The sequence below is a fragment of the Clostridium thermosuccinogenes genome (genome assembly GCF_002896855.1).
GTDB classification, from domain to species: Bacteria; Bacillota; Clostridia; order Acetivibrionales; family DSM-5807; genus Pseudoclostridium; species Pseudoclostridium thermosuccinogenes.
On record NZ_CP021850.1, the window covers coordinates 2694367 to 2719806 of the forward strand.

At 40.4% G+C, this 25440-nt stretch carries 24 protein-coding genes; 4 read left to right on the forward strand and 20 right to left on the reverse strand.

Going from position 1 to position 25440, the window contains the following annotated elements; genetic code table 11:
- The 17 genes from CDO33_RS11705 to CDO33_RS11785 all read right to left on the reverse strand — a co-directional run bounded on the left by CDO33_RS11705 (position 1) and on the right by CDO33_RS11785 (position 14731).
- Positions 1-639, reverse strand: a complete 639-nt coding sequence (locus CDO33_RS11705; protein ID WP_103082103.1) for a GyrI-like domain-containing protein — start codon at positions 637-639, stop codon at positions 1-3.
- A 324-nt stretch (positions 640-963) separates the two neighbouring features.
- Positions 964-1170, reverse strand: coding sequence for a PIN domain-containing protein (locus tag CDO33_RS20855; protein ID WP_161496703.1), 207 nt, complete (start codon positions 1168-1170; stop codon positions 964-966).
- 99 nt (positions 1171-1269) lie between these two features.
- Complete coding sequence (locus tag CDO33_RS11715; RefSeq protein ID WP_103082101.1) at positions 1270-2304, reverse strand: Na+-transporting methylmalonyl-CoA/oxaloacetate decarboxylase subunit beta; 1035 nt, start codon at positions 2302-2304, stop codon at positions 1270-1272.
- A gap of 85 nt (positions 2305-2389) precedes the next feature.
- The gene (locus tag CDO33_RS11720; protein WP_103082100.1) at positions 2390-3052 is read right to left on the reverse strand and encodes a hypothetical protein; all 663 of its coding nucleotides are present in this window, start codon (positions 3050-3052) and stop codon (positions 2390-2392) included.
- A gap of 93 nt (positions 3053-3145) precedes the next feature.
- Positions 3146-4201 (reverse strand): ribosome small subunit-dependent GTPase A, encoded by a 1056-nt coding sequence (gene rsgA / locus CDO33_RS11725; RefSeq protein ID WP_103082099.1) that lies wholly within the window; start codon positions 4199-4201, stop codon positions 3146-3148.
- Between the two features lie 502 nt (positions 4202-4703).
- Positions 4704-5528 carry a DNA-formamidopyrimidine glycosylase family protein gene (locus CDO33_RS11730; protein ID WP_103082098.1) on the reverse strand — a complete coding sequence of 275 codons (825 nt, stop codon included), beginning with the start codon at positions 5526-5528 and terminating at the stop codon, positions 4704-4706.
- Between the two features lie 365 nt (positions 5529-5893).
- Positions 5894-6445, reverse strand: coding sequence for a TIGR03943 family putative permease subunit (locus CDO33_RS11735; RefSeq protein ID WP_103082097.1), 552 nt, complete (start codon positions 6443-6445; stop codon positions 5894-5896).
- A gap of 3 nt (positions 6446-6448) precedes the next feature.
- Positions 6449-7333, reverse strand: coding sequence for a metal ABC transporter permease (locus CDO33_RS11740; RefSeq protein ID WP_103082096.1), 885 nt, complete (start codon positions 7331-7333; stop codon positions 6449-6451).
- On the reverse strand, positions 7326-8036 hold the full coding sequence (locus CDO33_RS11745; RefSeq protein ID WP_103082095.1) for a metal ABC transporter ATP-binding protein: 711 nt from the start codon (positions 8034-8036) through the stop codon (positions 7326-7328). The genes CDO33_RS11740 and CDO33_RS11745 overlap by 8 nt, the downstream gene beginning before the upstream one ends.
- Entirely contained in the window at positions 8036-9001 is a 966-nt protein-coding gene (locus CDO33_RS11750; protein ID WP_103082094.1) for a metal ABC transporter substrate-binding protein, read from the reverse strand. Before CDO33_RS11750 ends, CDO33_RS11745 begins: the two co-directional genes overlap by 1 nt.
- 101 nt (positions 9002-9102) lie before the next feature.
- Complete coding sequence (locus CDO33_RS11755; RefSeq protein ID WP_103082093.1) at positions 9103-9411, reverse strand: hypothetical protein; 309 nt, start codon at positions 9409-9411, stop codon at positions 9103-9105.
- Positions 9412-10133: 722 nt separating this feature from the next.
- Positions 10134-10973, reverse strand: a complete 840-nt coding sequence (locus CDO33_RS11760; RefSeq protein WP_103082129.1) for a carbohydrate ABC transporter permease — start codon at positions 10971-10973, stop codon at positions 10134-10136.
- Between the two features lie 8 nt (positions 10974-10981).
- Positions 10982-11983 (reverse strand): carbohydrate ABC transporter permease, encoded by a 1002-nt coding sequence (locus CDO33_RS11765; RefSeq protein WP_338053219.1) that lies wholly within the window; start codon positions 11981-11983, stop codon positions 10982-10984.
- A 102-nt stretch (positions 11984-12085) separates the two neighbouring features.
- Positions 12086-13234: an ABC transporter substrate-binding protein gene (locus tag CDO33_RS11770; protein WP_103082091.1), complete on the reverse strand. Its 1149-nt coding sequence runs from the start codon at positions 13232-13234 to the stop codon at positions 12086-12088.
- A gap of 40 nt (positions 13235-13274) precedes the next feature.
- On the reverse strand, positions 13275-13862 hold the full coding sequence (locus CDO33_RS11775) for a transposase (protein WP_103083343.1): 588 nt from the start codon (positions 13860-13862) through the stop codon (positions 13275-13277).
- The gene (locus CDO33_RS11780) at positions 13837-14367 is read right to left on the reverse strand and encodes a helix-turn-helix domain-containing protein (RefSeq protein WP_103083342.1); all 531 of its coding nucleotides are present in this window, start codon (positions 14365-14367) and stop codon (positions 13837-13839) included. Before CDO33_RS11780 ends, CDO33_RS11775 begins: the two co-directional genes overlap by 26 nt.
- 79 nt (positions 14368-14446) lie before the next feature.
- Entirely contained in the window at positions 14447-14731 is a 285-nt protein-coding gene (locus CDO33_RS11785) for a hypothetical protein (RefSeq protein ID WP_103083308.1), read from the reverse strand.
- Positions 14732-15305: 574 nt separating this feature from the next.
- Here CDO33_RS11785 and CDO33_RS11790 point away from each other — a divergent pair.
- Positions 15306-16325 (forward strand): substrate-binding domain-containing protein, encoded by a 1020-nt coding sequence (locus CDO33_RS11790; RefSeq protein WP_103083309.1) that lies wholly within the window; start codon positions 15306-15308, stop codon positions 16323-16325.
- A 376-nt stretch (positions 16326-16701) separates the two neighbouring features.
- On the opposite strand, the gene CDO33_RS11795 is transcribed toward CDO33_RS11790, so the two are convergent.
- Positions 16702-17967 carry an IS110 family RNA-guided transposase gene (locus tag CDO33_RS11795; RefSeq protein WP_103083332.1) on the reverse strand — a complete coding sequence of 422 codons (1266 nt, stop codon included), beginning with the start codon at positions 17965-17967 and terminating at the stop codon, positions 16702-16704.
- Between the two features lie 318 nt (positions 17968-18285).
- Between CDO33_RS11795 and CDO33_RS11800 the strand changes: the two genes are divergently transcribed.
- A complete protein-coding gene (locus tag CDO33_RS11800; protein WP_274540205.1) occupies positions 18286-19509 on the forward strand; it encodes an AGE family epimerase/isomerase in 1224 nt (407 codons plus the stop codon).
- Entirely contained in the window at positions 19506-20720 is a 1215-nt protein-coding gene (locus CDO33_RS11805; RefSeq protein WP_103081775.1) for a glycoside hydrolase family 130 protein, read from the forward strand. Before CDO33_RS11800 ends, CDO33_RS11805 begins: the two co-directional genes overlap by 4 nt.
- A 139-nt stretch (positions 20721-20859) precedes the next feature.
- Here CDO33_RS11805 and CDO33_RS11810 read toward each other — a convergent pair whose 3' ends face one another.
- Complete coding sequence (locus tag CDO33_RS11810) at positions 20860-22575, reverse strand: methyl-accepting chemotaxis protein (protein WP_103081776.1); 1716 nt, start codon at positions 22573-22575, stop codon at positions 20860-20862.
- A gap of 1068 nt (positions 22576-23643) precedes the next feature.
- Here CDO33_RS11810 and CDO33_RS11820 point away from each other — a divergent pair.
- Entirely contained in the window at positions 23644-24543 is a 900-nt protein-coding gene (locus tag CDO33_RS11820) for a DUF2935 domain-containing protein (RefSeq protein WP_103081778.1), read from the forward strand.
- 233 nt (positions 24544-24776) lie between these two features.
- Here CDO33_RS11820 and CDO33_RS11825 read toward each other — a convergent pair whose 3' ends face one another.
- Positions 24777-24962 (reverse strand): type Z 30S ribosomal protein S14, encoded by a 186-nt coding sequence (locus CDO33_RS11825; protein WP_103081779.1) that lies wholly within the window; start codon positions 24960-24962, stop codon positions 24777-24779.
- Positions 24963-25440: the final 478 nt, after the last annotated feature.

Genomic DNA, 25440 nt, shown 5'->3' on the forward strand with positions numbered 1-25440 from the left:
TCAAGCTCTTTCCACCGGATGCCTGAGCACCGTTTTCATGTTTTCAGGCTTGCATTTCCTAAAGTCCGACAGGTAGATCTCATGATGCTTCCCGCCGCTGGTCAGCTTGTCCTTCAATCCCTGCTGCAAGATAAAAGCATCCATTTTCTTGACCGTATCAGGCTCGGTAGAGAATGGCCCGATGTGCATGATCTGCACGCATAAGCCTTCCTCAAAAGCTTCAAAACGAGCCTTTCCTGTATCCAACTCCGGCTTTTTTCTTGCCAGTTCATCACATGCCCACTGAAAAACTTTTTCATTGACAAACTCCGGCTGGCGTATCATCAAAGTCCATTTCCAGTTGTCCCTCACTTCCAATGAGAACTTGCCTTCATCAATCCACCACAATCCCTCAAGGGGAGGGACCACATATTCAAAATACCCTTCCGGTTGATTGCCTTTCATTTTGCTCATCTTTATCGTATAGGACAGACCATAAAGCAGTTCTACCGCCTGCTGAAAAACAGCATTGCCATTTGGGTCTCCGGTTCCGTCCACCATAAGGAAATTCATAGATGGAATCTCAATCAATGCCGGTTTATCCTTGGGCATATACAATTCCTTATATTCTTTTTTGAAATTAAACACCTCTTTGCTCATATCAAGTCCTCCTACAGGCTAATATAATACATGATTGGCACCAAAAGCAGGATAAAGTACATAAAATATTTCGCCGGTGCAGCAATCTTTTAACACAAATCTTGGCGCTTAAAATTATATGCCTTATGGTATCACAGCAAACCTGACAACAGCATGTCAGGTTTCTCATAAATCTTTTTTGGCAGGTGAATGGTTAAATTTCACTGCTGCCTGGTTTTAATTTTATCTTTGCCCCATGTGAATTGCATAATAGCTTTCATATCCGTTTCCGGTTGCTTTTAATCATTCACTGCCACCACCGGCTTATCACACTCTTTTTAATTTTTAGTTGTATGATTGCCATCGACATGCGCCAGCAGCAGTAAAGCTGTCAATGTCGTTTTTAAAGGCAGATGTGAATATCGCTTTAATCCTGCTTATATTCTGCCTGTCCTTTTCCGGCTTCCCTGATTTATATACGCCGTCCTTAGCCTTGCAGACCGTAGATGATATGCAGCAAGTCATTAATAACGAGGCTAAGATGTCCACCATCTCTTATAGGTGGTGGGTACCTGATTCCACAATAGACATTGAATTAAATCTCCCGCCTTGTTGAAACGGTGTGTCGAAATTTCTACGCAATTTCTTCCGTTATTTTAATATATATTCTCTTCTATCATATTTTATGGAACTGATACCCTCAAGCATAAACTTATAGGTATCTTCCTTCTGAAAGGTAGGTACTGAAACACATGTATGCAGCGGTAATCCATGCAAACCTTGCGGCACATTCTTTCCTTTATCCCTCTGCGTAACAGAAACCACTGTAGGACCGCTCGCTCCACCGATGATACCGATGGATGAAGCCGCAACAGCAACGGGACTAAACCTGTCTTTCGGCGGTTCCGTATATTGGATGCTGCTATTAAACTGCAGGGTATCCCCCTGGGGCAAAGCAGGCTCTATCTCATACATGGACTGCATGATGAAAAGGCTTCGGTTTCTGTCTTTGCCCATCGGAATTTCCACCAATTCCGCATTCTGAAAGTACAATGCATGCGATATACCTGTCACAGGATGCTTAAAGCAAACCTCTCTCCGGCAATCCTCCAGCGACATTTCAAGACTAATATCCAATGGTGTAAACCAGTCCATAGGCCTGGTAGATATCTTCATATTAGTTACTTTTTCCATACGGAGAAAACGCAGGAGTTCTTGAAATCTGGAACCTGCCTCCGGATAAGCAACGCAAAAACGCTCGCATCCAAAGCAGGTGGCATCCTTCAGAATACGGGAATATGCCTTTCGCACCGAGGCAAGATCATCGTCCTGCCTTGCCCATGGTATGTATGCAGAGCCGCTGGACGAATAGCCGCTCTCAACACGTTTTCCATTTATCCATATTTCCATAACCGGCACAGCCTGATAAGGATTCTCCTGTTCTAGACAGCGTTTCTGCAACGGCGTCAGCTTTTCATCATCAGTGCCATACTTTTCATAAAACTCATGAAGCTTTGCTTCATCCAAAGGAGTGATGACATCAAAGACAATCCCTTTTGGAAACCGGTATATAACAGGGATGTAGCGCTGCATTCCCGCATGTTCAAATTGCCAGTTTACCTTTTGCGCCCATCCTCGAGGTCCCTTTCCTCTGCAAAATAAACTGGGAGTGTAGTATACTTTCATTTGCCACCTCTGTATCATCTAATGCTGATATGTAATGCTTAAGCTGCCCATATGTAAGGTTATGTAAAATACTCTGCTTAATCTATCAGTCCTTTAACTGGCTTCCTGTATAGTGATCATATTTTAAATCCTCCACACCCAAATATTCTGCTATTGATGCCAGAAGATCCTTATCCCCGTTTTTTACAAAAATGGAGGAACCGCTGATGACACCGTCTCCCGACTGCACAAAGGATACTATGCTGGAAAACTCACCGGGATATTCAAGCAAAAGTATCATATCATCCGACCATCCTTCCGGTTGAATATATGATTTTCCGTAGGATGTTATGGCCGTTGCTGCGACCACTTCACTGCCATAGCTGGCGTTAACCATGTTTGCAAACACAGAACCATTTACTTTACTTCTGAGCATTTTCATAAGATTATCAGAAATTTTAAAATCTTTTGGAAAGCCCTGTACCCGAGTAAAAATATCATCAGGCATTTTTATGATATATGCGTTTTCTGGCTTGCTATATTCTTGAGAAGCCATTTTGTTAGCAATCTGTCCAATGTTTTCAGAAGGTGTTATTAGAGACAAATACTCTTCGCTTTCAGCCAATTCATCCATATTACAGGTTAGTGCCACTCCCTCTTTAATTAAGAACTTATTCAAATCTTCCGACTTTTTGGAATAATTGCCGCAGGCAGCCAATGTAATAAGGCCACATAAGGCCAATGATATTTTATAAAATTTACCTCTCATTCCTAACCCTCCTATAAGTAATCTACATTATTATATCATTTTGATTATATCATTTTGTCTGCCTGAAGGATAGAAAAATATTATTTACAGTCTCTATTCATATACATATCCGCTATTTTCACGCTTCTTTTTCTGCCGCTGAGCTATGGATTTGCTTCTTGTGGTTTTCTTCTGGGAGAGTCTTGTCTTGTTTTCGCTGTATGCAGCCTCCCTTTTTAACTGCAAATAACTTTTCCAGCGTTTCTCGGACAGCTCACCCCTGGCAATGGCTTCTTTTACAGCACAACCAGGCTCGCTCCGATGTTCACAATCTGAAAACCTGCATTTTCCCAGGAAATTTTCCACATCAGCAAAAGCTTCACCAATCCCTATCCTCACATCCCACATTCCCAGCTCACGCATGCCTGGTGTGTCAATTATCATGGCACCATTGGGCAGCATTATAAGCTGTCGGTGAGTGGTGGTGTGGCGGCCTTTTGAATCATCCTCGCGAATTGAGTTGACAGCCATAATTTCTTCTTGGGCAAGTGCGTTGACAAGGCTAGACTTGCCAACACCAGACGATCCAAGAAATGCTATTGTTTTCCCTGGTTTGAGATAGTCGGATAATTCATCCATGCCATAACCGGTTTTTGCACTAACAGCTATAATATCGATTCCCGGGGCAATTCTCTCCACAGCCCGAACCTGTTCGGTAAAATCCTCAACCAAATCCGCTTTGGTCAGGATAACCACCGGAATAGCTCCACTCTGCCAGGAAAGGGTAAGATAGCGCTCAATTCGCCTTACATTAAAATCAAAGTTAAGAGACACCATTATAAATACATAGTCAAAGTTAGCTGCCACCACCTGCTCTCCCCGTCCCGGTATTGGATCGCGTCTTGAGAAGAGGGATTTCCGTTCAAGAGTCTTTAATATTTGGCTGTCTCCACTGCTATTATAGCTGATCAACACAAAATCTCCGGTGGTTGGAAAAATCTCATGGCTTTCACCAAAGAAGATGCTGGTTTTCAGCCTGGCGCATGTATGTCCATATTCGCAAACGATATCATATCGTTCTTTGTGTACTGCTGTTACTCGAGCAGGAATGCCACTGGCACCCTCCGGCAGCATTGTAGGGATAAAACCGTAATCCGATAAGTTCGGCATTTATAACCTCCTTTTGTTTTCACTGCAAAATTTTTTTATGGAAAATCCGGATTAATCCTTATAGCTGTTTATAACGAAGAAAAAGCATGATTGCTGATATTTTCAAGCACCTTTATTCTATTACAGTGATTTGAGGTGGTTCAAGAGAGAGAATAAGTATAGCAATTTGATAAATATATGGGGACGTTCCTTCACAATTTACACTTATTCTAAGGGTCGGATATTCTTGCGCTGATATAAGCTTCATTTGCTCATGGGGATATGGTCTAGAAAATGCAATAAGTACAGAAGCGTCCCCTAACGTTTTACTGACGCTAATAATGCAAAAAGTGAAGTTACATCCCCTGTTTGTTATATTGTTAAAAGTGCAGAAGCGCCCTAACGTTTTAAAAAAGAAGGAGCGTCCCCTAATGTTGGAAAGCTCCTTCGGTATGTTTTATAATCAATCCTGGATATCAATAATGTTGACCCTTCCTTGCAGCCATACCTTTATATTACTCCACTACTTCAGCTTCTGGCACTCCGGGCAGTAGTATACGTTTCCACCGAGGTATGCCTCACGGATAATCGCTCCGCCGCATACGGGACAAGGCTTGCCGGCAGTTTTAGCTGAAAGAATGGTCCGATAGGCCCCACTGCACCCGAATAGGTCTTTTTCGGTATCCCGCCCGCCATTTATGGTCATTTCAAAAAGAGTGCTTTTGATGGAGTTGAATAAAGAAGTCAATTCATCATCAGATAAGGTGTTCATTTTGCGCTTCGGATGCACCCGTGCGTTAAACAGGATGTCCTGCAAAACGCCGTTTCCAAGACCCGGTATCCGCTGCTTTGTTGCCAAAAATGCCTTGGCTGAAAGCTTGATGCCCTCATTATTAAGAAGAGACAGAAAATAACTTTGATTAAAATCATCCGAGAATGGACTTGGTTTTTCTCTCGCACATTCATTATAAGCATCTGTCTGCCCCTCACTTAAGGCTAACAATGCACCATACATCTGCACACTGCAAACAAAGGAGGAAAAATCATCAAATTCAATATGGAGCTGATGCTTTTCGGGAAGCTCCTCTCCCGGGAAATAGTAACGCATATTGACACCCTCATGGAAAACAAGACGTATATCCTCGACCTGAATTTCCACCATGCCTCCGTATGCTGCAGCATACAGAATGCTTTTACCTGTAAGCAGACCGTGGTAACTTTCGGGATCACAATTAAACCACACGAATTTATGGGGTGATTTATTAGCAGTTACGTTTTGGATCTTCTTTCCTTTCAGGGTTTCATTGATTTGCTGAACCAAATTCCGGCTTTCCGGCAACTCAATCATATTATTTTCCTCCTTCTATTTTAGGCAAGAACCTTTTCAGCATAGCTATGCAATCCACCAGCTTGTCCGCATCCGGCTTTAGCCAAAAGCTTTTCCAACAAGTAGACGCATTTTTACGCTTATGGAGCATAATTCGAGAGCTAATCTAAAAGACTTAACCTACCCGTTTATGATGTACCTGACATGCTGCATAACCTCACGCTATAATCCTATAAACTAATACACAGGACTCTTGCCCCAGCATCTTGTTACCCATGCTCCCTTATTCTTACATTTTATCACTCCTAATCTGACAGCAGCGTGTCAAATTCGAAAATTCATAAAGTTCAACTAATAAATATTTCAACATTTCATATAACCATAAATTAATCTACATACTCCGCTCCACGCGTATCCATGACCTTCAGGGATGACAGTTGAAGGCGCAGATATTCATTCCCGTTTTCTTCGTACTCCTCCAATACTCCGATAACCTCAACCCAGTCGTTATCGTTCGGATAGTCGCCGAACCAGACTACCTCAAAGCCTGCATTGGAGTCGTATCCACAGCATCCGGGTCCGTAACGGATCACAAAATAATAGGTTTCATCCAGCTCTTCATCATAATAGGGTTTGAATATGCCCTCATACTTTATGGTCTTTCCCAGATAATCTTCGGGATTGAGATAAATATCGTTGGTCTGCTCAATGAACATCTTTTCTTTGATCTCAACAATCTCTTCATTATATGCAATGCCCTCATTACCTTTACTATTTTCATTGAGCGAGTTATCCTGTACATATGGTTCCGACACATCAACCGTCTGCGCACCTTTGCTATCCCCTTTTTCGGATAGCGTCTCTGAAAGCTTGTCATAACTGCATTCTGTCATTAGCAATATAAGGCATACCATGGGTATCATGAGAAATTTTTTCATGAATTATCTCTCCCCCTTTATGAGCATACCACGCAAAGTAATGATAGCCCTACGCATTCTTGAAACCGCCCCAGACGTAAAGATCAATTTCGCCGCCCAAAACAGCAGGAATGCTATAATATTTATAATAACAACACTGGCACCGGTGGGGATGGCATACACATAGGAAATTACAACTCCTATAAAGAAGCATATTATCGATGCAAAAGCCGAGCATAGGGTAACCGTTTTGAATTTTTTGCATACCCGCATGGAGGTCAGAGCAGGAAAAATAACCAGGCTGGAAATCAGCATCGCGCCCATCATCCTCATGCCTAATACAATCGTTATCGCCGTCAAAAAAGCGATCAGCATATTATATACGCCAACTTTTGTCCCCGTTGCCCTGGCAAAAGTCTCGTCGAAGGTGACCGCGAAAATTTTGTTGTAAAACAATACGAAAAGTGCCAATACCATAGCCGAAAGTACAATGCTAAAAGCTACATCGGCTTTGCTCATGGCTAGAATGCTTCCGAACATATAGTTGCAAACATCCGTGTTCATGCCTGTGGTCATGGAGATTACAACCACCCCTATCGCAAGGGAACTCGTTGATATGATCGCAATTGCAGCATCCCCTCTTATTTTGCTTTTTTCACTGATACGAAGCAGGAGGAAAGCAACCAAAACTACAACCGGGACAGCTACGGTTAATGGAGCCGCATTCACTGCCGTCGCTATAGCCAGCGAACCAAATCCCACATGGGACAACCCGTCACCAATCATCGAATAACGCTTGAGCACGAGGCTCACACCCAGAAGCGCTGCACAAAGAGAAACCAGCAAACCGACAATGACCGCACGAACAAGAAATGTATAAGATAACATCTCCTTCAGGATATCAATCATTTTGTCCACCTCCCAAATATTCGGCCCCGATACTGGATTGCACATAATCTTCCGTTGTTCCGAAGAATATTTGCTTATTCTTTAAATGCAGAATCTTGCCGGCATATTTGACAGCGCTGTGTATGTCATGGGAAACCGTCAGGATGGTAATACCCATCTCTTTATTGATTTTGTATATTTGCTTATATAGGTCCTGGGTTGCCACTGGATCAAGTCCTGCCACCGGCTCATCCAAAATAAGAATCTTGCGTGCAGCACAAAGAGCCCTGGCCAGCATCACTCGCTGCTGCTGGCCTCCTGACAGCTCTCTGTAGCATTTATTACGAAGCTCTAAAATGCCAAAACGCTTCATGTTCTCAAGGGCTGCCGCTTTGTCAGCCTTGGTGTAGAAAGGCCGGATTTCGCGTGAGCTTAAGCGCCCGGACAAAACAACTTCATATACACTGGCAGGGAAATCCTTTTGAACAGGTGTCTGCTGTGGTAAATAACCAATTTCATTTTTTTTTAGGTCGTCACCCATTGAAATGTTCCCACTCTGCGGTGCTATAAGGCGCAGAAGTCCTTTGACCAGAGTGCTTTTACCGGAACCATTTTCACCCACTATGCATATATAGTCCCCGCTGTTAACCGTAAAGTTCAGTCCACTAACTACGGTATTGCCTTCATAAGCAAAGGAAACATCCTTTAAGGAGAACAATTCCATTACTCAAGTGCCTCCTTTATCGCCTCTACATTGGCCTTCATCAAATCCAGATAGGTAACTCCCCTTTCAAATTCCCTCTTAGAAATGTTGTGACAGGAGTGAAGCAATAGCTTTTTTGCGCCTGTGGCTTCGCAAATCGCATCCGCCATCTTTTCATTTGAAAGCTCAATATGGAATACTACAGGAATGTTCTCGGCTTTCACCTTATCGATCAGAAATGCTACAGTGGCCGCACTGGGTTCGGTTTCTGTAGAGCATCCGGGAAAGGCAGCGTAATACTCCAGCCCATAGGCATCTGCAAAATAACGAAAGGGAAAGCGGTCACCAAACACAATCGTTTTCCTGATGCCTGCATCTACAGCCGCTTGGAAAGCAGCGTCCAACTCGTCAAGCTCTGCCAGATAGGACTCTGTGTTCTTTTTATACTCAGAGGCGTTTGCAGCATCCACCTCACATAGCATATCTGATATTGCCTGAACAATGATTTTTGCGTTCTTGGGTGAAGTCCAGACATGCTCATCATACTCTAGTTTTTCCTCATGTTCATCCTCATGATCATCATCATGACCATGTTCTTCTTCCATTCCTTCAACGATTTCTTCCTCCACCGCATCTACCATATCCATAAGGTATACAACCTTCATTTCGCTGGTATCCATCGATTCTATAATTTCCTTTAACCACTCTTCGGAGCTGCCACCCACACAGATAAACACATCGCAGTTTTTGATCTTGATGATATCCTGTGGTGTAGGCTCATAGGAATGGCTCTCCGACCCAGGTGGAAGAAGCATGGTCAGATCGACATTGTCACCGGCGATTTCTCTTACAAAATCGTACTGAGGAAAAATAGTCGCTACAACGCTGATCTTTTCATCGGAATTCGCATTTGCGCTTTGCCTGCATCCGAACAATATTGTGGATAGAAATAGAAGCAAAAGTACTGTAAAAGTATACTTTTTCATACAGTATAAACCTCCGTTTTATAAGTTTTGGCAATAAAAATACAAGAAAAAACAAGCCCATTTTCAAAGATGGACACAGTATTCCCTTGTGGAGGTTTATATCAATTATTCATTCTCACTTTTAGGGTTACTGGAGTAATGTTGTTTACATAACATAGAGTGTATTTACCAGACGAGTAAGAGCTGAGATGGTTAGAAAATGAAAATAAAATGCAAAAACCGACCAGCCCAACCTGCTTCAGCAGATTTTCCGCAGTTTGGATTTCAGCGCAGACAGGACACTGATCTCCGGTACAATCATGGTCTGCATGGGATAGGATAAACCATGTAGAGAAAAAAAGGGCTGCTGCAACACAAATACATAAGATCAAAGCTGCTGACTTTATTACATTAGATTTTCGCTCTTGCATCTCTCTCCCTCCTTTTTTCATAGCTGACCTGCATATTACGGTGCTGCTGTACTAATAATGGCTTTCCAAAAGGACATTACATTATCAAAACTCTGCAATGTCATGTCTATAGCCGCATATCTAATGTATATGACTACTTTATAAGCTAATATGATTGAAGCAAAACCTGCTGCCTGACACCAATACACGCTGTCAGGCAAGGATCATGCCTTTTGGACTTATATTAAAATTAATTTGCTTTTTGCCCTGCCACATCTCTTTAAAGCATATGGAAAATAGGAAACGATTCTCATTATCATAATATAAAACAGCTGACTTGCTGTCAAGGAAAAGCTGATCTTACATACTTTTACAAGCACTATATTTGAATTGCAATCTTAACCTAATATGCAAGCTCATTTAATAATGTAAAGAATTAAAAAGCTTGAAGGCGCAGAGCTTGTATCGTTTTTTGTCATGACATCAACTGAAAGTTATGCGGATATATTAAAGCGGTAAAGCTTAATCTGCACACCGAACTGTTTATTAAAAATGTCTTCGTTGTGCGCTTAAAGGAAACCAGATAAGGGCACCTGACGGTTATGGTCTAATTCCTGCTGGATATAAAAAGACCACCCGGTTATACTTCAGGTGATCTTTTCAGGGACAAAATAACCCCCAATCCAAAGTGTCTTATCTTTTCCACGAAGATAGCAAAACAAGGCTACCTTCGCAAAATAGAGCTATCCTTTCACCGCCCCTAATGTCAAGCCTGCATATATCTGCTTTTGGCATAGAATGAATACGATAAGGGCGGGAATCATTGTAATTATTACTCCAGCACATATCAGGTTGTACTGGTTGCCCAAAGGTCCGGTAAATTTGTAAAGCGATGTAGCAACAGTAACCAGCCTGTCTTTTGATTGAAGGTATAGGTTAGCCATATAATATTCATTATAAGTGCTTACCCCTTTTAAAATCATCACAGTTACAATGGCAGGCCTGAGAAGAGGAAAGAGTATCTTAAAAAATATTCCGAAATAGGTAGCACCATCCATAATAGCCGACTCATCCAAAGAGACTGAGATATTCTCAAAAAACTGTATGAATATGTAAATCGATATTATATCCGTTCCCATCAAGAGAATAATATATCCGTACAATTTATCAATTAAGTGGAGTTTATACATAATTTCATATACGGTTACTTGCATTGCTATTCCCGGTATTAGTGATGCAAACAGGAATAAATTGCGAATTACTCCGTTGCCAAAGAACTTAAAACGAGATAATACATATGCCAACATGGTTCCTAATATTATGGACCCGGCAAGCACACACACAAGGATAATAAAAGAATTTATAAAAGCCAATCCCATATTGGCCTTCGTCCAAGCTGTCACAAAATTCTCAAAGTTCAACCAGCTTTTCGGCATCGTCATAACATTAGTGTCCTGGTATTCCTTCATCCCTTTAAATGCGGTAACTACACATACCACAATAGGGATTATGGCAGCAAAAGCTCCCAATGCCAGAGAGAAATATTTTATTATAGTACGAATCACAAAGGTTAATTTTTGCATGGCAGACACTACATGCTGACCCCCTTTACCCCTTTTATCAAACTCTTTCTGGTTTTCGCTCCAAAATTTTCATCTCCATCATTAAGAGCCTTGGAAATTAGCTGTTGGATGACAGTTACAAGTATGATCATAGCAAATAAAACGATAGCCATTGCAGACGCTAATCCGACTTTCTGGTATTCATGAGCGATTTTATGCATCATAAGGAAATAAGTTGCTGTCCCAAAGGTTCCGCCTGTAATGACATAGGGTGGTTCAAATGCGCTAAGGGAGCCTGAAATAGAAAGAATCATATTCAATACAACAATCGTTTTGATGCTAGGCAGAATTATATATCTAAACTGCTGCCATTTGCCTGCGCCATCTAGCTTGGCAGATTCATATAACTGGGGATCCACAGACTGAATAGCTCCTATGAAAAGCGTCATGTTTTGCCCCATATATCTCCAAACAGAGGTGCCAGCCAGGGCGATATTGTTGACAGCAGTATCCTGGAGCCAATATGGAAGGCTATCAATACTGATTCCGATCCAACTGAGAATTGAATCAAATACAAATCCTCTGGTAAAAAAGAATTTGAACATGAAGCCTACCGCAATACCACTGACTAAGTAAGGGAAGAAAATTGCACCCTTAAAAAAATTGCCCCCCTTTGTTTTGAAGCTGAGTAATGTGGCGAAATATAAAGCCAGCGCAAGCTGAACAAAGGATGCTCCCATATAGTACAAGCTCAGCTTCAAGGCACTGAAAATGTCTTTTCGGGTAAAAATCTCCTGATAGTTCTTTAATCCTACGAATTCTCTCTTGCCGATATATTTCATGTCATAAAAACTGAATTGAACCATCTTACTAAAAGGTATATAAGTAAATACAAGCAGTAATAGAACCGGCACAAAAGAAAACGTTAAAATTACCAAGAGTCTCTGGCCTTTGTCGCTCCTTAACCATTTCAACAAACTGATGGGCTTTTTCTCGCTACCAGATACAGCACCTTTTATACTCTTCATCATACCTCTCCTATTCAATAGGAGCCAGGAAAATGCCTTATCCTGGCTCCCTATAGTTTTAGCTTATATTTTTATATTTCTTATGGCATAATTATCAAGCGCTTATTAATATTTTACTTCAACGTTCAGCTCCTTCTGTGCTTTAGTCCATTTTTCATTCCATTCCGCCACAATTTCGTCCATTGTCTTGCTCTTGGAAAGAGCTGATTCAACTATGTGCTGCACATGACTGTTTTCCTTATTTATGCCGATTTCGGATTTATCATTCATGTCGTTAAACAGCGTTTCTTCACCAGCCGGAGGAGGATTATCAACTACCAGCTCCGCACCTGTAAAGTCATTGTATACAGGAGGATACTCCTCGCTCTTTAATATCGGTATTCCGCCTTCTGTATAAGCAAATTTCGATTTTTCAACCAGCCATTTAATGTATATCATAGCCGCAATTTTATTGTCTTCGGAGGAATTAATATTAATTCCGTAGTTGTAATCAGGTCCCGCCGATGCATATTGCTTTCCGTTCACAGTTATGGGGAAAGGCATATAACCTATATCCTCAGGATGGTCTCCTGCACCCTGCATCTGAACTACAGCCCAGGACCCCAGCACCATTGTTGCAATTTCCCCTCTGTTCATCATGCCTTTGCTGCCTTCCCAGTCTGTAGTGGTGGGGTCATCTTCAATTAAACCTCTTGCAACAGCTTCATATAATAGATTGTATACTGCATAAGGCCCGGTAGAATCACCTCTATTGGCAAACGGATCTTTCATATGGGGCAATTTGTTCATAAATTCGGGATCACCAGTCGCAGATCCGCCAATATAGGCATCCCAAGCTCCCATTGTCCAACCAGCGGCAAAATTAGTGTACAAAGGAATCGCATCGGTATTATCTTTAATCCTCTTCAATGCATCCAGGAACTCATCAGGGGTTTTCGGTAACTCAGTAATTCCGGCTTCCTTAAACACCCTTTTATTGTAAACAATACCCTGAGCATTGCCGGTAGACGGCATTCCGTATACTTTTCCGCTATAAGTGAAATTGCTCAAGAAATTGTATGTTTCAGACAGCTTTTCATAATCCCCAAAAGGAACAAACAGATCAGGCAGCTCCGCCTTGTCAACTGTTGTAGGAATCATGCAGATATCTCCCCAGCTATCCGTCGTCAATCTGATGGTGACATCCTCAGCATAATCTGTAATGGCTTCATATTTAATTTGTATATTGGGATATAATTTATTGAATTCTTTTATAGATAACGAACATTAAAGCCTACAATTGCCAAATTGGCAATCATGGAAAGTAGTTCCGGGCATATAGCCGATGCCTAACCTCATCAGGATGAGCTTTAATATATGCCTCAAAACGATTTACTAAATGCAATAGTTCCTGTTCGTTCTTTACAGCAGAGGCTTGTGCAATAAAGTTTTTCATCCAGTGCCACATCTCCTCTTGAGGATTCAGGTGTGGAGAATAAGGAGGTTGATGCAACACTATTAAATCACTTTTATGAGCCTCAACAAACTCTTGTATCAAAGGGCCTTTATGAATCGGAGAATTATCCCACTGGACAAAGGTGGTAGAAATCCCTCTTGCTTTATCATAGTCCAGTAAACGCTCCATATATTTGACCACATGAGCTGCTGTCAAAGAGCCTTCTTTTTTGGAGTATACATCGTACACAAAACCCATATGATTCAGTACTTCCGTAGCTCCAATGATATTGATGCCCTTATGACAGCCGTTACACTCAATTTCTGTAGGTTTGCCTACAGGACTCCAGGAATAAAAGTTGTTGGATTCGAGCCTTTTACTGGTTTCATCCTGACACCACAGGGAGACATCTCCTAAAGGCTCAATTATATCCAATACAACTGACATTTTTTTTAAAGCTTTCCTGAAGCTTTGGGTCTCCCTTGCTCGGTTTATAAACACCCCTTTTGTACGAGAAACCAAGATTAGCCAGTATTTTACGGATCCAGGTGTCGGAATATTCTTTTCCCCAGTGGTCTTCTACATACCTGACTAACAACTTGGCGTTCCACCGGTTTTGTTCATAGCCGAACTCATGAGGACTCTTACTGGTAACTATATTGCGGATATCCTCTACCATTTCATCGGTGACAGTACTTTCAATATTGCCGCCCCGCAGGTCGGCGATGCAAGCAATACCGCTATCGTTCCAGTTGTTGATATATGACACAATGGTTGCGTTACATTTACTCAAGGTATCTGCAATAACCTGCGTATGGATACCCTTATGCCTCATGATTACAGCTTTGACGACGTCTCTGGTATAATTACTGTCAGAACTATTGGCTATTAAATTTAAGTCATCTATCGTTAATCCATAAAGTGATTTAACCTCAACACATTTTCTACCCATTATACATTCCCCCTGCCCTATATTGTAAGGGCTTCGGAGGAAAATTGCACAGGATAATTTTAACTATATAGTTCGTTATCTATATGTAATCAGCAAATTTAGTATCGACAATATCTGTCCTATGAGTCAGGAATTTAAGAGATGTCTTTAAGTCGGTATAGTCTTCGCCAAGATTGATAGAATCAATTGTGGGTACTTCTTTTGGTGCGGCCGTGGACTCACCGGTCGCTTTTTCCTTTTCGACATCACTAACTGTGTCAGAACCCACCGTCGGTTTCTCAGTTTTTTCACCTCCTCCGCATGCTGCAAGCGAAATTGCCATCACAAGAGCCAGGAAAAAACTAAGTGCTTTTTTTAGATTCATATAAATCCTCCTTTTTTAGTTTTGATTGGTGAGATTATTCTTTGTAAACCTGAATAATGTAAGTTCTTGGCAGATGGTAAGCAGCGTAATAATTGATTTTAAAGCTTCAGTAATTACAGCATTATGGCATGACGGGAGCAACTAAGCCAATACTCACATACTCAAGCGTCAAAGATCCTTTAGTTTGTAACTTAGAAAAACATACATTAAACTTATAGATGGATTGTATTTAAAGTTAACGTTTACTTTCATTTTAATTATAAATAGTCACCTATTATCTTGTCAAGCAATTTTTTATGGCTGATAGCATCCAGTTTGATACAAAGCCATATCTACGGTTTATAAATAAAAATCATGGAATATCCGCATATTGATTAGATTATTGACAAGGTATAAAATAATAAAGTATTATATTCCCCATAAGGTTAACGTTGTATAAAAATTCTCATTGTTTTATCCATCTACAGTGATTATGGGTAAAAAAAGTATCTGCTCAAAAATCATGTTTGTAAATAGGCTACCGGTGGATGATTTTTTAATAAAGCGATGAGGCGGTAATTTTGAGGTGATTATTATGAAAAAGGTTGTTACAATGCAGGATATTGCAAATAAACTTAATGTAAGCTGTGTGACGGTATCAAAAGCACTTAATGACAAGGATGGGGTTAGTGAAGAACTGAAAAGCAAAATAAAAAAGCTGGCGGAGGAAATGGGATACCGCTACAACACCCATGCTAAATCCGTAAAAGAAGGTCTCTCATATAACATAGGCATCATAGTGTCCGAACGCTTTATGGATATGAATGAAATAGGACGGCCGTTTTATATGAATTTTTATCAGCATATATCGAAAATGCTGGAACGACATCAGTATGCCGGCATTTTGCACATTTTGACGCAGGAAGACGAAGAGAAAGCCCACTTGCCCAGAATATATTATGAGCAAAAGGTAGACGGTTTTATCATTCTCGGACAGGTGAGTAAAAAATACATTGAAATGCTGCAAAACATAGATATTCCGGTAATTTATCTCGACTTTTATGATGACCACATAGATACCGATTTGATAGTTACCGATAATTTTTATGGAGCCTACCAGATAACTAACTACCTGATTCATAACGGGCACAGAAAAATAGCTTATGTTGGCAATATTTATGCCACGAGCAGCATACAGGATAGATTTTTAGGATATTACAAAGCACTGCTGGAGCATAGGCTAGAACTAGATATGAACTATATCATCAATGATCGGGACGAGTCTGGAAAGTTTATCGAGTTGGATCTGAAGGAAAAAAACATGCCTACGGCTTATGTATGTAATTGTGATCGAGTGGCTTTTAATCTCATCAGTAAATTAAACGAGATGGGGTACAAGGTACCGGATGATATTTCGGTAGTGGGATTTGACAATGATATTTTTTCTACAATTTCGAATCCCAAGCTGACAACCGTAGAAGTTGATATGCACGAAATGTCAAGGCTTGCAGTTGAGTATATCGTGAAAAAAGTAAGGAATAACGACTTAAAGTGCGGAAGAATATTGATAAAAGGAAAAATAATATATAGGGATTCTGTAAAAAAAATAGAATAAAGCAGATAAACGCCTTACCTTATCTTTTTGCTGTATATTACTTGTGTTTTATAGCTTGCAGCTTAAACTATAAAACTGCGTCTGTGATTAAGTATCATTTCACTCTGTTTTCATTATCCAATCCTAAACCAATAATATAGGATTATTGACAGAATGTCTTAATCAAACTATAATTTATTTATAACCTTAACGTTTAGGTAAATTTAATATTTTAGTTCAGACGGCTTTATTCCTAATCTAATAGGTTCATGTTCTATAATGCAATATCACACATAGAGGTGAAATTAGTGTGAAAATAAAAAAGACCCGCGAAGGCCGCAACAAAGCAAGCCCTTAAGGAATACCTAGGACTGTGGATGAAACTGGAATTACACTATTAGTTTGTTATTGCCACTAGATCAGAAATATTCACAGTATACCCATTGGCTTGCAAAAATGCGATGGCCTGCTCAATACTTAGAGAATCCTGCTGATTACGCTTCTTAGATTTCGCATTGTCATCATACAGCAATGGATTGAATGGCTCATTTTTAGAGAGCATGTGATAGATGCAGGTTAAAATCATTCTTGCGGTAGCAATAATAGCACGTTTGTGACCACGACGTTTTTTAATCGCTTCATAGCGGTTTTTGAAAACAGTGCAGGACTTGTCCTTTACAGCGGCATTAGCACACTGGACAAGTAAAGGTTTAATGTAGACACCGGCGCGGCTAATACGGACACTTTTCTTCTTACCGGCACTTTCATTACTCTGGGGTGTAAGGCCAGCCCAGGAACAAAGATGCTTGTCCGAGGTGAAGACGGACATATCGGTTCCGATTTCTGAAAGAATAGCTGTAGCCGATGCCTGCTTAATACCAGGTAAAGTAGCGATGATGTCAATTTGTTCTTTGAAAGGTAAAGATAGCTCGAGTATTGTAGCTTCCAGTATTTCGATGCATTTTTCAACGCTGTTATAGTGCTCATAGCATACAGACAATTTTGCCGCTTGCTCCTTAGAGAATTTACCAGCAACGGCTTGTTCAATTTCATCCGATTTTTTCTTCAGACTTTTGTGGAGCATTGAAGAATAATCAAAGTCGATGATATCAGGATTCTCTATCATGTGCTTAATAATTGAGGAAGCAGACTTGCCGAAGGTGTCGGAAACAACATTGGCAAGCATGATGTTTGAAACTGTAAGCGAATTTTGCACCCGGTTTTTCTCACTGGAAGAGACGTTGGTAAGTTTAGACTTGTACCGAATTAAATCCCGCAACTCCCGTATAGGCTTAGATGGGATAAAGCTACCTTTTACCAATGCATGCTTGTGTAAGTCAGCAAGCCAAATTGAATCTCGCTTATCGGTTTTCTTACCTGGGATATTTTTAACGTATCTCGGGTTTGCAAGGGTAATAGTGCAGAAATCCTCGAGCACGTTAAAAACAGGAATCCAGTACTTTCCGGTGGATTCCATACAGACATCTTTGCACTTGTTTTCTACTAACCAGTTGTTGAGAGCGATTAGATCATTTTTGAAAGTATTAAAACGACGTGTTTGATAGGAAGTAACATTTTTATCATTGGTGGTGGCAATAGTGGCAATTACAAACTTTTTGTGGACATCAATTCCACAACAGATGGGATAGACAATCTTAAGCATCAACCTCACCCTTGTAAATATTTAGGGATGCAGGCATTGACTGTCCACTCAATATAAACAAGAGCTTTGTTTAAAACAAAGATTAGTGTTCGTGCTCGATGGCACACTTATTTGTACTTGAGAGAGCGAACGGCACATGTTAATATACGGACAACTCAAAGTTTGGTTGTCACACTCACCTCCCCGTGCTCTGTAGTATACCTGCATACCCACTTATATTTTACTACAGAGGGTGGCTTAAGTAAAAATTTTTCATTCTATTTTGTGCCTTGAGCACAGCGAAAGGAATGTGATGTTAATATGACAGATTACCTATGCATGTATCAATCCAAAGTAAAAAAAGAACTGGTAACCAACATACTGCCTTTCTGGATTAAAAATGCAGTCGATTTAAAAAACGGAGGCTTTTACGGTTATATTTCCAATGACCTGGTAGCTGATGAAATAGCCGACAAATCAGTAATTCTTAATTCCCGCATCCTTTGGACATTTTCCGCTGCCTTTAGGTTATTGGGTGATGAAAAATATCTGGAGATGGCAAGGCGGGCATATGAGTACATACTAGATCATTTCTGGGACAATGAGTTCAAAGGAGTCTACTGGTCGGTGAACTTTAAGGGAAGACCATCCGATACCAGGAAGCATTTATACGCCCAAGCCTTTACCATATATGCCTTTTCTGAATATTACAGGGCTACCGGAAAAAGCAGAAGTTTGGAGCTTGCAATAGAGCTTTTTCGGGCAATGGAAAAACATGGTTATGACAAAAAGTTCAAAGGCTATTTTGAAGCTTGCACTCGGGAATGGGAAATTGCGGAGGACTTACGCTTAAGCAGCAAAGATTTAAACGAAAAAAAATCCATGAACACCCACCTGCATATCCTGGAGGCTTACACAAATCTGCTGAGGGTATGGAATGACGATATTTTGAGAAATAAGCTGAAAGAACTCATTGAAGTCATTATTGAACATATTATTGACCCAAATACTCATCACTTTAAACTGTTTTTCGATGAAAGCTGGAATGTAAAAAGTGATTCAATTTCCTATGGTCACGATATCGAAGGAAGCTGGCTTCTGTGTGAAGCCTCTGAAGTGCTGGGCGATAAACAAGTAATTAAAAAAGTAAAGGAAGTTGCCGTAAAAATGGCACAAGCCACCTACGAAGAAGGTATTGATTGCGATGGAGGCATATTGAATGAGGCAAGCAGCCGTGGTTTTACAGATCTAAATAAAGATTGGTGGCCTCAGGCCGAGGCAGTGGTAGGGTTCCTTAATGCCTACCAGCTGACCGGAAATGAGCATTTTTGGGATGCTTCTTATCGCTGCTGGCAGTTTATCGAGCAGCATATTATTGATAAAGAGCATGGTGAATGGTTCTGGGGAGTAAACCGCAAAGGTGATTTTCTAAAAGACAGGGAAAAAGCAGGGCCGTGGAAATGCCCCTATCATAACAGCAGAGCTTGCTTTGAGGTTATTTCACGCCTTGAAAGCTTGAACGATACATCTAGAAAAATAGATATGAAGGTGGTAATGAGATGAGCAAAGATATTTTTAACGAAAGGTTAAGCCTATTGGTAAAAAGGCACAAGGAGCTTGTGGAAAGAAAAAATGTAAAAGTTGAAGGAGGAAACGGCATATTTGACAGGTATAAATACCCTGTTCTGACTGCCGAACATACTCCTCTATTCTGGCGTTATGATCTTGATTACCGCTCAAATCCTTATCTGATGGAACGCTTAAGTATTAACTGTGTCTTCAACCCTGGAGCCATTGAAATAGACGGTAAATTCTATCTTATTGCCAGAGTAGAGGGAGCTGACAGGAAATCATTTTTTGCCGTAGCTGAAAGTGATAACGGTGTCGATAATTTCACATTTTGGGATTATCCAATTATAATGCCGGAAACTGATGAGCCTGACATAAATGTTTATGATATGAGGGTTGTCAAGCATGAGGATGGGTGGATTTATGGCTTGTTCTGTACCGAGAGAAAAGACCCTGACGCTCCAAGAACCGACACCTCCAGCGCTATAGCCCAGTGTGGAATTGCCAGGACGAAAGATCTTAAAGTCTGGGAGAGGCTCGATGATTTAAAAACGAAATCTCCACAGCAGCGCAATGTTGTGCTCCATCCCGAGTTTGTAAACGGAAAGTATGCTTTTTATACCCGTCCTCAGGATGGATTTATAGATACAGGTACAGGAGGTGGAATTGGCTGGGGCCTCTGCGACAGCATTGAGCATGCTGTGATAGATGAAGAAATCATTATAGACGACAGGCAGTATCACACTATCAAGGAGGTAAAGAACGGCCAGGGTCCGGCACCTATCAAAACGAAAGAAGGCTGGCTGCATATCGCCCATGGGGTAAGAAATACTGCCGCAGGGCTGCGCTATGTGTTGTATGCCTTCTTATCAAGGCTGGACCAGCCGGAAAAGGTTATTTGCCGGCCTTCGGGTTATCTTATTGCTCCGGAAGGGGAAGAACGAGTTGGAGATGTGTCTAACGTGGTATTCTGCAACGGAGTTATTGCAAGAGAAAACGGAGATGTATACATTTATTATGCATCCTCCGATACCCGGGTTCATGTCGCAACTACCACCATCGATAGATTGCTTGACTATGTCAAAAATACTCCGGAAGATCCTCTGCGTTCATATGCTTGCGTGGCCCAGCGCAATGCCCTCATATCAAAAAATCTTGAGCTTATTTGTAAAACCGATGATAAGCTGCTAAAAAGCCTGAAGTAGAAAAAGTAAGAAAACACAGCACAAAGCAAAATATGAAAACATAGCATACGCCATTGGTGAGGGGTTGATATTCTGCCCAGGCAGTTTCCCCCTCCCCTTAATCAACTGTTTCAAGCCAAACTCGGTTTACAAGATAATATTACATAACTTCGGAATGCTCTACGATCTGAAAAAATCCTACCATTTCGTCCAGCCTCTCCACACTTTTTCTATTTTCAATTATTTGACGCAGCACATCATCCGTTTGTGAAACGATATCTGCTATCTTTGCAGCTATATCTGCATTACCGACCGCTCCTTCTCCTACAGAGGTTGCAATTTCGTCAATGGCATGCCTCATTATCTGAATTTTGCTATATATTTCCCCTGCAATATTATTGATTTCTGTTATTACCTCCTGGACCTTATCTGCATCCTGAGCATACTGCAGGCTTGTATTGACAAGCATTTTGTAGTCCTTTAACACCTGATTGTCTACAAACTCCAGAAGCGCTTTTGAATCCTCCACCACATTTTCCACTGCCTCTGAAACATTATTTATGATATCGTTAATTCTAGACACTGCATTTTTGGAGTTCGTGGCCAGTACCCTGATTTCATCTGCAACAACAGCAAATCCTTTTCCTGCCTCTCCTGCTCTGGCAGCCTCAATAGCAGCGTTTAAAGCAAGAAGATTGGTCCTGGATGTAATGTCTAAAATGGTTTTGGATAGCTCCCCGATTTCTTCAATGGCTTCTGTCCGTTTTATAGATTCTCTTAACTGGACATTGGTCCTATCATAAATGTCCAGTGCATTTTGGTAGGATACGTCGGTCTCTCCCTTAAGCTTTTCAGCCCGCTGCTTAATTTCATCGGCAAGGTGCTCTCCCTGCAGTGTTCTTTCTTCCATATTCGAAACCTTTGATTCTATTTCGTATGTAAAATCTCTCATTTGCTCCGTAGACGCTGAGGTTTCTTCTATGCCGGAGGATAGCTCTTCTGTCGTTGCCGATATGACTTCTATGCCTTCATGAGCTTGTTCCATGCTTTTCAAAGACTTCTCAGTCATCACCTTTACATTTTCCGACTCTAGCTGAATGGTCTTTATAATATCCGCAACTCTTTTTTGCATATTTTTTGCCGATTGAGCCATCATGCCCAATTCATCTTTCCGGTTTAAAAGCCTTTCATCAAACCGGAAATCGAACTTACCTTCTTCCATCATATGTAACCTGTCCTGTACCAATTTAATGCTTTTGGCTAAGACACTGCCGAGAATATAAGATATGATCATGCCTGCTGCAGCCAGAACTCCTGCAAATAAGACAATCATCAGTATTGTATTATCGATCTTTTTCGAAACTACATCCGTGTAAATGCCCACAGACCACATACCAATGATTGCACCGCTGCTGTCCCTAATCGGTTCATAATATGTATGTACAGACTTACCTAAGACATCTGCTACACCCAGATACGGCTTCCCTTGGTTAATAACCCGCTCAGTGACTTCTTTAGCTGCCTGTGTCCCTATTATGCGTTGTCCATTCTCATTCACCACATTAGTTGCTGCTCTCATGTCATCTTGGAACACTGTGAGCAGCACTTCCGTTCCTTTTGTAAAATCATCAATTAATTCGTAGTTCTCGTTTATCTGCGCATTCCCTTTATAGAGTTTACCGTCAACAATAGACCACTCCCCATCATATACCCTGTCAAAAAGCCGCAGCCCCATATTGGAATAATTCTGTAGTTCTTCTCTGATTTCATAATAGACAAGATTGCTTATTTCCGATCGTGTAAATAAGACAATCGACAGTGCCAATGCCAGAATAACGCCAACTGATGAAAGGATTATTTTCCATTTAAACTTCATACTAATTACCTCCCTGTTTTCTAGTTAGTAAAAATAAATTGCTTTTTGTAAATTCTGACATATTGTATTTATTAGGGGTTTCAAGCCTTTCCTATCAGATTTTTGTCCATCACTTTATTGCGTTAATTGGTTAAAGGCCTCGTTGCAAAATCCTGTTATTTTACAGGCCATAGGCCATAAAACTTTTTTGTGACTTTTCGAAATCTCATGGAAGGTCTTAACGGAACTTTATCCGGCAATACGGCTGACTCTTTTCAGGAAACCAGTGGTATGATCATTTTCCCGAATAATATTTAGCTTTTAAAGATATGCTATTTCCATTGTTTTGCAAAATAATTCAAACAATGTTGCCCAATAATCAAATCGTTAAGCCGAACTCATATCTCTATTATGTCCCCTTGCATACGATATACCCACTTTTAAATGTTTTAAAACACTCCCATATTATCAAATTTATACTATATATTAACATGCTCATGATATAGCCACTTTTGCCTCTATAGCCTTTAAAAGCCTCCTTTGTGCCATTGAAGTGATTTTGAATCTGACACATATATAGCCTTTTTGCATTTTCACCGAAAGTGAAAGTTCGGCAGGAATATTCTGCTTGCTATAAATAATCGTCATATGTCTCACTTGGGATAATGGTTACTTTGACCTATAACTATAGGCTTAACGTTGCTATTATCATAATTATCCTTTAGTCACCCTAAAACCTGATGAAACCATAAAAGTTGATGTTTGCTTGGATTATAATTCGGACATAACAGTAGATGCATTTGTAAACGAAATCATGCCCCGAGAAAAAGGCACATTCGAAAATATTAAAATTGAAAAACGCACAGCATTCCATTTCCTTGCGTATGTCAATAAACAACAAATTGACGCTTTGTCTAAATTGAAAGAAGTAAAATATATCAAGCTGCCTGCAGTAAAGCAGCAAATTAGTACACTATAAATATAGTATTAAGCAAAATGATTTTCCGCTGAAATGAATATAGGAAAAGCACCTTTTGCCCCCTGCACTAATATTATAATCATATGCTACATAATAATAGGGGGATTTTTATGTTGACAAGAGAAGATTTTATAAGAACTTCTTTTGAAACAAATCTGTTTTTTCAGAGAATCATGAAGGAGCACTTATTTTTCATAGAAACCAATTTGCAGCCGGTGGTACCTGCTTACATAATGGAAGCCAGATCATTAAAGCAGGCTTTTGAAGAATTGTTGGCCGAAACGGTGCACTATGCTAATGGGAACATATCAAAGAGTGCTCTGATGTCTAATGAATTTGTTACCCCATATACAAAAAGGGCGGAAGAAGTTAATTCAATGCTGACCGGAGCAAGCCTTAATACAGGTATTACCGAAGCCGAACTTAGATTGTTCTGCGGCCCGAGTTATAGCTTTGGAAATTGGGCAAATATCGCATACTGTTTAAATGTCAAATCATTGAATCTGCTTTATAAAGTGATCGAATTTAAAAAAAGGTTATTGTCCATGGCATTGGAATGCAGGATATTTATTGCCTTGTATCCTGAAATGCTAAAGCATCTTATCCAGGAAGCAGAATATTACATGGAAATGCTGAGATGTCTTCAAAGTGGAACTCTTCCGAAAAAAGCATTGTGTGAAAAACTCAATTTCTGGAATCACATAATGGGAGAGCATGCAGAATTTATCGACGGAATGCTGGATCCGACAGAAAAGAACCTCAAGCATACTGCCGAAAACACTGCAAAGAGATTCGAAAAATTAGTTGAAGATTGCATTAAATCAGCCGAAAACCAGATACTCAAAGAAAGCCTGCAGGCCACGGAAGGAATAAAAGATTATAAGATGGCGGCTACCATAGGATTATTACAATGTGAGATCAAATCCATCATTCCTCCGCTCCTGGCAGACCATGTGCTTCGGGAAGCCAATCATTACTTAAGGCTATTGGGCAGCCTGACAAAATCTTAAATGAAAATAAGGGCGCTAGTAATTTGGGCTATAGGGTTCAAAACTCTATGCCTTTTTGCTTATAAGGTTCAGCATAACACCTTTTCACTAAATTCCAAATATTTACAAACAACACAACCGTCAAAATGCACCGAAGCCTATCGTTCAAACCTATCTATCAGTTTCAACAGTTTACGAAACACGCCTGAACTCTAATCAAAGGCAGGATAATTGGCTTTATGCCGGCATATGTCTTACCAGCTTGATTTTTTGACACCGGGAATCTGTCCCTTATAAGCCAGATCCCTGAAGCATAACCGGCATATGCCGAATTTCCTCATGTATGCGTGCGGTCTTCCGCATATCCTGCATCGGTTGTATTTCCTAACTTTATATTTAGGTGTTCTGAGCTGTTTTAGCACCATCGCTTTCCTTGCCATTCGTTACATCTCCGTTTTTCATTGTAATTTTATGCAGACACATGTTATTATCAGTTATAGTTTTTCATTACAATCTCTATTTATGCAAAAATTATTAATCTAAAAAACGGCTTCTTTGACAATTCCGGAGATGTTTTCCAAAGGCTTGACAATATCACACATGGCTTAAGGTGCTCTATAACTTCCTTCATCGATTCAAGCTTTTATCTCTGAAAAGCCCATGTGAAAAAAGCTTGGTTCATATGGCAAGCACCATCTCTTGCTATATACAAATAAGAATAGGTTCGGCAAAACAAGTATTTTTGTTAGTTTTGCCATATAAGATGATTTGCTTAAGATATACAGCATTTTGATATTTGTTCACAGTCATGTATATGTATCTCATAATAGAAACAGCTCTGACTTCGTAACAACCCCTCATGCTTGCATAACGCAATCAATAATGAAAACATCATTACTATTTTCGTGTGAACTTATC

What these genes read in the sequence shown, in the direction of transcription:
- CDO33_RS11760 (WP_103082129.1), bottom strand. Translation starts at nt 10,973, where the DNA reads ATGCAAAAATTAACCTTTGTGATTCGTACTATAATAAAATATTTCTCT.
- CDO33_RS11785 (WP_103083308.1), bottom strand. Translation starts at nt 14,731, where the DNA reads ATGAATCTAAAAAAAGCACTTAGTTTTTTCCTGGCTCTTGTGATGGCA.
- CDO33_RS11705 (WP_103082103.1), bottom strand. Translation starts at nt 639, where the DNA reads ATGAGCAAAGAGGTGTTTAATTTCAAAAAAGAATATAAGGAATTGTAT.
- CDO33_RS11715 (WP_103082101.1), bottom strand. Translation starts at nt 2,304, where the DNA reads ATGAAAGTATACTACACTCCCAGTTTATTTTGCAGAGGAAAGGGACCT.
- CDO33_RS11795 (WP_103083332.1), bottom strand. Translation starts at nt 17,967, where the DNA reads ATGCTTAAGATTGTCTATCCCATCTGTTGTGGAATTGATGTCCACAAA.
- CDO33_RS11735 (WP_103082097.1), bottom strand. Translation starts at nt 6,445, where the DNA reads ATGAAAAAATTTCTCATGATACCCATGGTATGCCTTATATTGCTAATG.
- CDO33_RS11800 (WP_274540205.1), top strand. Translation starts at nt 18,286, where the DNA reads ATGTATCAATCCAAAGTAAAAAAAGAACTGGTAACCAACATACTGCCT.
- CDO33_RS11790 (WP_103083309.1), top strand. Translation starts at nt 15,306, where the DNA reads ATGAAAAAGGTTGTTACAATGCAGGATATTGCAAATAAACTTAATGTA.
- CDO33_RS11730 (WP_103082098.1), bottom strand. Translation starts at nt 5,528, where the DNA reads ATGATTGAGTTGCCGGAAAGCCGGAATTTGGTTCAGCAAATCAATGAA.
- CDO33_RS11780 (WP_103083342.1), bottom strand. Translation starts at nt 14,367, where the DNA reads ATGGGTAGAAAATGTGTTGAGGTTAAATCACTTTATGGATTAACGATA.
- CDO33_RS11810 (WP_103081776.1), bottom strand. Translation starts at nt 22,575, where the DNA reads ATGAAGTTTAAATGGAAAATAATCCTTTCATCAGTTGGCGTTATTCTG.
- CDO33_RS20855 (WP_161496703.1), bottom strand. Translation starts at nt 1,170, where the DNA reads ATGGTGGACATCTTAGCCTCGTTATTAATGACTTGCTGCATATCATCT.
- CDO33_RS11750 (WP_103082094.1), bottom strand. Translation starts at nt 9,001, where the DNA reads ATGAAAAAGTATACTTTTACAGTACTTTTGCTTCTATTTCTATCCACA.
- rsgA (WP_103082099.1), bottom strand. Translation starts at nt 4,201, where the DNA reads ATGCCGAACTTATCGGATTACGGTTTTATCCCTACAATGCTGCCGGAG.
- CDO33_RS11775 (WP_103083343.1), bottom strand. Translation starts at nt 13,862, where the DNA reads ATGTCAGTTGTATTGGATATAATTGAGCCTTTAGGAGATGTCTCCCTG.
- CDO33_RS11765 (WP_338053219.1), bottom strand. Translation starts at nt 11,983, where the DNA reads ATGATGAAGAGTATAAAAGGTGCTGTATCTGGTAGCGAGAAAAAGCCC.
- CDO33_RS11755 (WP_103082093.1), bottom strand. Translation starts at nt 9,411, where the DNA reads ATGCAAGAGCGAAAATCTAATGTAATAAAGTCAGCAGCTTTGATCTTA.
- CDO33_RS11825 (WP_103081779.1), bottom strand. Translation starts at nt 24,962, where the DNA reads ATGGCAAGGAAAGCGATGGTGCTAAAACAGCTCAGAACACCTAAATAT.
- CDO33_RS11805 (WP_103081775.1), top strand. Translation starts at nt 19,506, where the DNA reads ATGAGCAAAGATATTTTTAACGAAAGGTTAAGCCTATTGGTAAAAAGG.
- CDO33_RS11720 (WP_103082100.1), bottom strand. Translation starts at nt 3,052, where the DNA reads ATGAGAGGTAAATTTTATAAAATATCATTGGCCTTATGTGGCCTTATT.
- CDO33_RS11740 (WP_103082096.1), bottom strand. Translation starts at nt 7,333, where the DNA reads ATGATTGATATCCTGAAGGAGATGTTATCTTATACATTTCTTGTTCGT.
- CDO33_RS11745 (WP_103082095.1), bottom strand. Translation starts at nt 8,036, where the DNA reads ATGGAATTGTTCTCCTTAAAGGATGTTTCCTTTGCTTATGAAGGCAAT.
- CDO33_RS11820 (WP_103081778.1), top strand. Translation starts at nt 23,644, where the DNA reads ATGTTGACAAGAGAAGATTTTATAAGAACTTCTTTTGAAACAAATCTG.